The organism is Acinetobacter sp. WCHA29 (assembly GCF_002165335.1).
Classification (GTDB): Bacteria; Pseudomonadota; Gammaproteobacteria; order Pseudomonadales; family Moraxellaceae; genus Acinetobacter.
On record NZ_NHRQ01000022.1, the window covers coordinates 37,109 to 46,313 of the forward strand.

The window sequence follows — 9,205 nt, forward strand, 5'->3', positions numbered from 1 at the left end:
AAAGCATAGTGAAAAGGTGCAGTATTTCTTATTTTTTCATACAATAGTCGCCACCTTAATATCGGTGTCGATCATGACGAATACGCAAACTGATTTTTTAGCAGATGAATTTTTACTAGATTATTATGTCGGTAAAAGCCCTTTAGTGCGTTTGCAACGTTTAGCAAGTCATACTCAAGCTACCGTATTAGCGAAATTAGAAGGTAATAATCCTGCTGGCTCAGTCAAAGATCGCCCTGCTTATAACATGATTGTTCAAGCAGAGAAACGTGGACAAATTCAACCTGGTGATACTTTAATTGAAGCCACTAGCGGTAACACTGGCATTGCTTTAGCCATGGTTGCAGCCATGCGTGGTTATAAAATGAAGCTGATCATGCCGAATAACATGAGCCAAGAACGTAAAGATGCAATGTCGGCTTATGGTGCTGAGTTAATCGAAATGACTAAACAGCAAGGTATGGAAGGCGCACGCGATTTAGCTTTACAAATGCAGGCTGATGGCAAGGGGTTTGTGCTGAACCAGTTTGGTAACCCAGATAATGTTGAGGCGCATTACCTCACAACTGGACCTGAGATCTGGAAGCAAACGGGCGGAAAAATTACTCACTTTGTGAGTTCGATGGGGACGACAGGAACCATTATGGGGGTCTCTAAGTATTTAAAAGAACAGAACCCTGATATTCAAATTGTGGGCTTACAACCCTCTGATGGTTCGAGCATTGCAGGGATTCGTCGTTGGCCGGAAGAATATCTTCCAACTATTTTTGATCGTCGTCGTGTGGATCGAATTATTGATATTCCACAAATCGAAGCAGAAAAAACCATGCGTAAGTTGGCGCGCACAGAAGGTATTAGTGCAGGTACTTCTTCAGGCGGTGCAGTTTGGGCATCAATTAAAATTGCTGAAGAACACCCAGATGCTGTGATTGTCTGCATTATCTGTGACCGAGGTGATCGTTATTTGTCAACAGGGCTGTTTTCAGTTCAAGATTAAAATCTCCCCCTAATCCCTCTCTGTTAAAAAGAGGGAGAACACCTTCCTTTATAAAAGGTGGGTTGGGAGGGATTTGAAGAGATTTCAAGATGAATTTACGTTTTCCAATTTTAGTTTTTGATATTGAGACACTCACCGATTTAAAGGCGGGTGCTCATCTTTATCATCTTGATTTACCTGAAGCCGATGTTGAACAGGCATTAACGAAGATTCGCCGTCAAGAATCTGGTATGGATTTTCAACGCCTACCTTTGCATGAAATTGTGTGTATTTCAGGTTTGTGGATTGATGAAAAAGGGATTCGACTTTTTTCATTTAGTCAGGAGCAAAATACAGAAGCTGAAATGTTGACTAAATTTTTATCTATTTTTGATAAGAAGCAACCGACACTAATCAGTTGGAATGGCTCGCAATTTGATCTGCCTGTGATTTTATTCCGCGCCATGTATCATGGTTTGTCTGCGTCAAGTTTATTCGATCAGGGTGAAATTGATAACCAAAAGCGTTTCAATAACTATCAAAACCGTTATCACCATCGTCATGTCGATTTGATGGATGTGATGGCAATGTTTAATGGTCGAAATTTTCAAAAACTTGATGATGTTGCTTGCCTTTTAGGATTCCCTGGGAAACGTGGTGAGACTGGTTATTATGTGCCAGAGTATGTGAGTACTGAACAATGGTTAAAACTGACCAGTTATTGTGAAGGTGATGTTTTAAATACATGGTTGATCTATTTACGTTGGTTGTTGCTCAAAGGGCAGCTTAATCAACATGATCATCAGCATTGGCTTCAAACCACGATCGATTATTTACAAACTCAAACGCAACAAACAGAATTCTTACAGGTATGGCAACAAACATCGCAATATACTGTATTTACCGCAAATACGTTTGCGCCAAAAAATTAGGTTGATCTTTTGAAACATAAAGCGAAACAGCGCCCAGCTCAATATCCGACATATACCTTTCAAATCGAAGCTTTTTCTCATGAGGGGCGAGGGATTGCGCATTATGGAACGCATCCTGATCATCCAAAAGAAAAGCATGGCAAGAAGGTTTTCATTCGTTATGCGCTCGTGGGTGAAACAGTACAAGCCAAGATTAGTAATCAAACTTCTCGTTTAGAAGAAGCGGATATGGTTAAGCTAGAAAGTGATGCGGCTGTGGGACGAGTCGATCCAATTTGTCCGCATTTTGGGGTGTGTGGTGGCTGTAGCTTGCAACATATTCATCCAGATGAACAGATTTTATTAAAACAGAATGTATTAAAGTCACATTTACAACATTTTGCTGGTTTACAACCAGAGCAATGGTTAGATCCAATCCGCTCTGAAAAAATAGATTATCGTCGTCGTGCTCGAATCGGCGTTCGCTATATTGCGAAACAAAATCGTTTGGTGATGGGCTTTCGTGAGCATCACAGTAATCATTTAACACCGATTCAGCAGTGTCACGTACTTGATCAGCGTTTGTCCGAAAGTTTAGTAGAGTTGAGAAAACTACTCGAAAGTCTAACAGGCAAAGCCCACATTGGTCATATAGAATTAGCAATAGGTGATACCGAGACAGCATTATTGATTCGCCACTTGGATGAATTAAATGTGTCGGATGTCAACCAATTACGTCAATTTGCGTTACTAAAGGATTGGCAGTTGTATTTACAACCTAAAGGCGCAGATAGTTTACATCGTGTTGATGATGCTCAAGCACCGATGCGTTTGCACTACAGTCTGGATGAGTTTGCGGTTAAATTTGCATTTTCACCTTTAGACTTTACTCAGGTGAATAGTGGTGTAAATGCAAAGATGATTCACTTGGCATGTGAATTGCTAGATTTACAGAAAGGGGAGAGAGTGCTCGACCTATTTTGTGGACTAGGTAATTTTTCCTTACCTTTAGCACGTTGTGTTGGTGAGACAGGTCAGGTCATTGGTGTTGAAGCAAGTGATGAGATGGTACAACGGGCAACTGAAAATGCGAAAGCAAATCAATTGTCTCAGGCATTGTTCTTTTCACAAGATTTAACAAAAGACTTTTCGCATCATTCTTGGGCAAAACAGGGATTTGATGCATTATTAATTGATCCTCCTCGATCAGGTGCGTTTGAGGTTATGCAATATGTACCTAATTTTGGAGCAAAAAGAATCGTTTATGTTTCATGTAATCCATCAACGCTAGCAAGGGATGCGGGTGTACTGGCACAATATGGTTATCAACTTAAAAAAGCGGCAGTCATGGACATGTTTACCCATACTGAGCATGTTGAATCAATTGCCTTATTTGAAAAAATTGAGCAATTTGAAAAGACCCAAGAGATAAACGATTAGAGAATGAGTTACGTATCCAGAGGAGAATGGTATGGTCACAGTACGTGAGCAGTTACCTGGGCGACTCCATGAGTTGTCAGAGGAAACGACTGTAGAACATGCCGCTGAAGCGCAAAGTGGTCTGGTCTCTTGGCTAGATCGAGTGCGTGATATTTTGGATGGGGCGGAGCTAAAGCAACTTCAAAAAGTTGCAGAGCTGACCTTGGCAAAAGAATTAGAAACCACGGTTCATCATCGTAGCAATACCTTTAGTACAGGTATTGGCATGGCTGATATTTTGGCGCATTTACATGTTGATGAAGACACATTGTCAGCGGCAGTGTTGTATCGAAGTGTGCGCGAAGGTTTAATTACTTTAGAGGATATTCAACAACAATTCGGCGAACAGGTGCTTGGTCTTGTGCAAGGCACGCTTGCGATGGGTAAGCTCTCTGAATTGATTGAAAAAAATAAACGTTTAGAAGATCATTTTAATAACAATCAGCGTGAGCATTTAAACGGCATTTATAAAATGCTGATTTCAGTGACAGAAGATGTACGCGTTGTTTTGATCAAATTGGCTGAACGTACTTATGCTTTACGTGAATTAGCCACTGCAAGTAAAGAACGCCAAGAACGCGTTGCACGTGAGATTTTAACGATCTATTCACCACTTGCACATCGCTTAGGTATTGCACAACTAAAATGGGAATTAGAAGATCTCGCTTTCCGTTATTTGGCGCCTGAGCGTTATAAAGAAATTGCATCGTTGCTGAATGAAAAACGTTTAGAGCGAGAGCAATATATTCAGTTTGTGATTGATAAGCTAAAGACTGAACTGGGTATGCATCATATTCAGGCTGAAATCACTGGACGAGTGAAGCACATTTATTCGATTTATCGAAAAATGAAAAGTAAAAATCTGAGTTTTGATCAGCTTTATGATATTCGTGCAGTGCGTGTATTGGTCAAAAGTGTACCAGACTGTTATCACGCTTTAGGTATTGTGCATCAGCTGTGGCGTCATATCCCGAACCAATTTGATGACTATGTCACCAATCCAAAAGCCAATGGTTATCGCTCATTACACACGGCAGTGATTGCTGAAAATAAATCTTTAGAAGTACAAATTCGTACCTTCGAGATGCACAACGAAGCCGAACTGGGCGTTTGTTCGCATTTTAATTATAAAGAAGGTGCAAAAAATACCGATCATTCATTTAATCATCGTCTACATTCTTTACGTGCGGTATTGGAACATTATCAAGAACGTACCGAAACCACACCACATGGTGAAGATGAAGAGTCAAATGGTATAGATCAAATTCAAGATTTTGAAAATTTTGAAAAAATCTATGTGTTTAGTCGTGATGGTGATATTAAAGAATTGCCTCGAGGTTCAACGGTTTTAGATTTTGCTTACCATGTACATACTGAGGTAGGTAATAAGTGTTATGCAGCACGTGTCAATCAACGTTATGTGCCATTAACTTATACGCTGAAAACGGGTGAACAGGTTGAAATTTTAACCAAAAAAGATCGTGAACCGAACCGTGATTGGTTGGTGAACTCTTTAGGTTATATCAAAACTGCTCGTGCGCGTGACAAGTTGCGGCATTGGTTTAGACAGCAAGATCGTAGTAAGAATGTTGAGGTGGGGCGTGAATTACTTAATAAAGAGTTAGCACGCTTAGCAATTCACCCGAAAAGCATCGATCTTAAAGACTATTCATCTCACTTTAATCTGAAATCTGGCGATGATATTTTAGTTGCTTTGGTCAGTGGTGATATCAGCCTCCATGCCTTGATGAATCAAGTCAATCGTCAGATGCACTTGGATCAAGATGAGCCTGAACTGGTCTTAAAGCCTGCCTTAAATCCACGTGCCAGCCATACGCTCTCAGCACACGGGATTTTGATCGATGGTTTGGATAATGTGGAATTGCATATTGCACAGTGTTGTCAACCTGTACATGGTGAGTCGATTGGGGGCTATATCACTTTAAATCGTGGTGTCAGTATCCATAAGGTTGCTTGTCCAGATTATTTGCGTATGACGACTCAAGAGCCTGAACGTGCTGTTGAAGCCGATTGGGAAATGCAACCGACCCGTGGTCAGAGTGTGCAAATCGTGGTTGAGGCTTATGATCGCCGTGGTCTACTTAAAGACCTCACGCAAGTGATTTTCTCAGACCAAATCAATATTCGTCAGGTCAATACGATTTCTGAGGCAGATGGGATTGCCAATATGAAGTTACTGATTGAAGTGAAAGGTTTGGCACAACTGTCTCGTCTTTTAGCTCGTTTAGAGCAGCAACCAGGCATTATTAGTGCAAGACGTTTAGTTCAGGGTAGTTGATTGACATTATATTTATAAAAAAGAACACTTTAAATGAATTTAAAGTGTTCTTTTTTTGCATCAACAAAAAATCATAAATTGAATATACACAGATTATTCGATCACCAACGAATCGGTTTTTCACTCGAACCTGGTGTGAGTTCAGCATCCGACAGTGGTTCTGAACTCTCTACTTGTGTCGAGTTTTGTCGAGAGTTACTGATCGGCATTAAAGACAAGCCATTTAAGACATCATTACTTATTTGTTGTGCGAGTAAGTCTGATGAGGTTGTAGATTGTGAATTATGAATAAGCTCTCCTAGAGATTGGCGTTGCTGTTGATTTACAGTTCCTGCAGCAGCAACTTTTCCTGTATTCACTTCAATCACTCGCCAATTTAGACGGATTGCTTGTTGCCCAGCTGGAACAGCGCCATAAAATGAACGTCCTTGAGTCGTTTTTGCTTCATTGATACGTCCAACTAAAATATAGTCAGCACCCACTTTTTGCCCAAGTCTTGCCATTTCTGCTGGTGCACCATCCCAACGAAGAAAGGCATTTTCACTTGCCATTTCCTCAATATAGTCACGACTCACCAAACTTAACTGACGTGAGTTTGCCAGTTGAGTGCCGACCAAATCAGCAACTTCTGTCACAAAGTCATCAGCATCACTGCCATCTGTGAGTTGAGTTTTTGAATAGTTATATTGAAATGGCATAACCGCAATACGGCGTAAGTGTTGATCCGCTACACTTGATTGAAACTTGCTGACATAAGCACGCACTTTGGCGCGGTAGTTCTTGCCCGAACCCGAAACACTTAACACCTGAAAACGATTAATCGCATTAGTGCCCTGCGTTTCAACACTGAATACAGGCGAGGTTTTTCCTTGGTAGCTCCAATGGTTGTTGCTGACCACCATGTTCACTTCTTCCGCTAAGTCAGTGCGTGAACTAACACTGGTGCCATTTACAGACTGGGCTGCAATCAGCAAGGCTTCTGCAATAGCCTGTTGTTGGGTTGGGCCGCTACCTGTGGCTTCTTTCATGACTTCTTGTAGGGCGGCGTTAGCTGAGTGAATTGTTGTTAAACAGAACAGGGCTGCACAAAGTAAGGATTTCATCATTTTCTATCATTCTATATGACCCGATGTTCAGCAGGTGCTGAGCATCGGGTTTATTGTTGTTGTGAATGGTTTATAGACCAAAAGTAGCACGTTTAGCCGATTTACGAATTTCTTTTTCACCTGTCCATTCAACAATACCTGTTTTCAGGTTTTGTAATTTGAAAGTGAACTTGTAGTACACATCACTCTTACCGCCTGAATTTTTGACGATGCTGGATAAGTTACCATTCAGCATGTATTCAGCGGCAATTTGAGATCCTGTTTTCACTGCTGTACGTTTGTCTACCATGCCACTTTGCTGTTGATAAGCCAACTGGTCTGCCATTGCACCGACAGAAGTCATGTCAACGAAACGGAATTTTCCAGAATTAATCAGTTTGTTCTGGATGGTGTCAGTGATGGATTCAGTATCAATATGCTCTTGGGTCTTGTTTTTGATACGGTCAACAAACAGTACTGGACGGCGAGCCTGAGTCATTTCAATCACGGGTGGAAACGCCAGCATGTCATCAACCATCTTGGCTGCGATTTGTTGAAGGTCGGTTGAGCCAAAATCTTTGGTTAAGGTTTCAGTTGCCTGTGCATCGCCATAAGATACAGCCTGGGAGGCACAGCCACTGAACAATGCCATGCTGCCAATTGTGGTTGCTAAAGCCAAAGTACGGAATTTCATGTTTTACCCCTTATAAATAAGCTGTTGATTAGTCTTTCTTCATGTAAATAAGTACATCAACACCACTTGGATTGGGTGCGACAGACTGAACGGTTTTTACTTCACGCCCTTGTAATGTGATTGGTTTCCAAGTTGCACCTTCTGGATTGATTTCTGTTCCATTGGCATCAAACCAAACAACTTTGTATTCAAAAGATTGTTCGTAGAACCAACCATTTTTTAAGGCGAGTGATGCTTTTTTAATATCTCCAAGACTGACCATATTGATTCGATTGACACCAATACGGGTTGCGAGAATAGGATTACCTGTCATGGTTCTGACATTGCTTGCACCAGTATTTGGGTCTGTTTGTGTACGCATCGCATTTGGTGCTGTACATGCAGTTAAGCCAAGGCTAAAGCTACACAGAATTATGGGTAAAAGGCGTTGTTTCATTATGTTTTACTCAAGTTGTTATTTAGCGATACTGAAGCTATCAGCGACAATTTGTTGGTTGGTTTCGATACCATGAATGAAGGTCGTCTGATTAGCTTTCACTTCAATATTGATCGATTGATTTGCATAGTTGTTTTTAAGTTGGATGGTATGACTACCAACAGGGAGTAAAAGGCGAGTGACTTGTGCATTGCTTGGGAGGGTATTCCATGCACGAACATCTGCTTTTTCTGTGGCAGTGTTATAGATATTGCCTGCAAGTTGTCCAAATACGCCTAAACGATTGCCCAGTTCTTTTTGTACAGCGTATTTCGCTGTAGAACGTGCAATTTGAGTTGTGAGATTAGCGGCAATCTTTTCTTTTAGTGTTTTTACAGCCAACGCACCAATATCAGTAAGTAATGCTGTATTTGCAACGGTTTTCCCATTTACAGCCACATCAACCTGACTTGGTGCAACATAGGTTGAAGGGTCATAGCTTGCAAATGAGATATTCACTAATCCATTTAGTGTTGGAATTGCTAAGGTCGAAGAAATTTTTTGAGGAACTAATCCTTGCTCCAGAAAAATAACAACTGGATATTGACCATTTGCTTTCTTTGCGGCGTTATCGAGTCGTTTTACATCATTTTTAATAAAATCATTTGGCTGTAGTTCATATGCTTTTTTATAATCAACTAAAGCATCATTTTTTTCACCCAAGGCTTCCCATAATGTTGCCGCCATATAAAATGCATACGCATTTTGATAGGTATTTTTTACTTTACCTGCAATTGTATTTAGTCCAGCTAAAGCTTCATCGTATTCAGCTGGAGCAGAATTAACATTTTGACCTTTAGCTGCTGCTTTTTCTGCTTCTTTGCTATGAGCTAATTCAATTTCGCGTTGAATACGTTGCGCTACACGCATTTCAACAGCCGCGCCCTCAGTATTATTTAAAGCTAGATAGTTTATCGATTGGTAAACATGTGCTAATACCTGTTCATATTCAGGAATCTTATAAGGTGCTACACTATCATTACTCACGAGGGAAAGTGCCTTAAAACCTAATTTCGAGGCGCTAATTGTTGCTTTATTATTTTGAGCATCTAATAGTTCAAATGCTTTTTCAAAAGTTTGCTTACTGGCTTCATATTGTTTGTTTGCTTGTTCTAAACGCGCCTTTTCTAATAGATACAACGCTGCATCATTACTTTTAGCTTTTTTTTCAAATAATTCTTGCGTTGGTGCCGATATCGGTTGAGTCAATAGACTTCCGTCATAAATCAAAAAACGTACAATTTATTTGATCTTAAATTAATCAGCAAAATTATTTAATTCAAGAG

General features: G+C 40.4%; 8 protein-coding genes. 4 read left to right on the forward strand and 4 right to left on the reverse strand.

Going from position 1 to position 9,205, the window contains the following annotated elements:
* Positions 1-73: 73 nt before the first annotated feature.
* The 4 genes from cysM to CDG59_RS12560 all read left to right on the forward strand — a co-directional run bounded on the left by cysM (position 74) and on the right by CDG59_RS12560 (position 5,665).
* Complete coding sequence (gene cysM, locus CDG59_RS12545; protein ID WP_087545601.1) at positions 74-997, forward strand: cysteine synthase CysM; 924 nt, start codon at positions 74-76, stop codon at positions 995-997.
* A gap of 89 nt (positions 998-1,086) precedes the next feature.
* Entirely contained in the window at positions 1,087-1,908 is an 822-nt protein-coding gene (locus tag CDG59_RS12550; protein WP_087545602.1) for a 3'-5' exonuclease, read from the forward strand.
* A gap of 9 nt (positions 1,909-1,917) precedes the next feature.
* On the forward strand, positions 1,918-3,327 hold the full coding sequence (gene rlmD / locus CDG59_RS12555) for a 23S rRNA (uracil(1939)-C(5))-methyltransferase RlmD (protein WP_087545603.1): 1,410 nt from the start codon (positions 1,918-1,920) through the stop codon (positions 3,325-3,327).
* 31 nt (positions 3,328-3,358) lie between these two features.
* Positions 3,359-5,665 carry a RelA/SpoT family protein gene (locus CDG59_RS12560; protein WP_004664174.1) on the forward strand — a complete coding sequence of 769 codons (2,307 nt, stop codon included), beginning with the start codon at positions 3,359-3,361 and terminating at the stop codon, positions 5,663-5,665.
* 101 nt (positions 5,666-5,766) lie between these two features.
* Here CDG59_RS12560 and CDG59_RS12565 read toward each other — a convergent pair whose 3' ends face one another.
* The 4 genes from CDG59_RS12565 to CDG59_RS12580 form a co-directional block, all read right to left on the reverse strand.
* Positions 5,767-6,768, reverse strand: a complete 1,002-nt coding sequence (locus CDG59_RS12565) for a CsgG/HfaB family protein (protein WP_171295040.1) — start codon at positions 6,766-6,768, stop codon at positions 5,767-5,769.
* A gap of 73 nt (positions 6,769-6,841) precedes the next feature.
* The gene (gene lpoB, locus CDG59_RS12570) at positions 6,842-7,444 is read right to left on the reverse strand and encodes a penicillin-binding protein activator LpoB (RefSeq protein WP_005164332.1); all 603 of its coding nucleotides are present in this window, start codon (positions 7,442-7,444) and stop codon (positions 6,842-6,844) included.
* A gap of 28 nt (positions 7,445-7,472) precedes the next feature.
* A complete protein-coding gene (locus tag CDG59_RS12575) occupies positions 7,473-7,880 on the reverse strand; it encodes a DUF1425 domain-containing protein (RefSeq protein ID WP_005164336.1) in 408 nt (135 codons plus the stop codon).
* An 18-nt stretch (positions 7,881-7,898) separates the two neighbouring features.
* A complete protein-coding gene (locus CDG59_RS12580) occupies positions 7,899-9,128 on the reverse strand; it encodes a COG3014 family protein (RefSeq protein WP_227519126.1) in 1,230 nt (409 codons plus the stop codon).
* Positions 9,129-9,205: the final 77 nt, after the last annotated feature.

Excerpts from the sequence above, each read along its gene's own strand:
- cysM (WP_087545601.1), top strand. The coding sequence starts at position 74 with ATGACGAATACGCAAACTGATTTTTTAGCAGATGAATTTTTACTAGAT.
- CDG59_RS12550 (WP_087545602.1), top strand. The coding sequence starts at position 1,087 with ATGAATTTACGTTTTCCAATTTTAGTTTTTGATATTGAGACACTCACC.
- CDG59_RS12560 (WP_004664174.1), top strand. The coding sequence starts at position 3,359 with ATGGTCACAGTACGTGAGCAGTTACCTGGGCGACTCCATGAGTTGTCA.
- CDG59_RS12565 (WP_171295040.1), bottom strand. The coding sequence starts at position 6,768 with ATGAAATCCTTACTTTGTGCAGCCCTGTTCTGTTTAACAACAATTCAC.
- lpoB (WP_005164332.1), bottom strand. The coding sequence starts at position 7,444 with ATGAAATTCCGTACTTTGGCTTTAGCAACCACAATTGGCAGCATGGCA.
- CDG59_RS12575 (WP_005164336.1), bottom strand. The coding sequence starts at position 7,880 with ATGAAACAACGCCTTTTACCCATAATTCTGTGTAGCTTTAGCCTTGGC.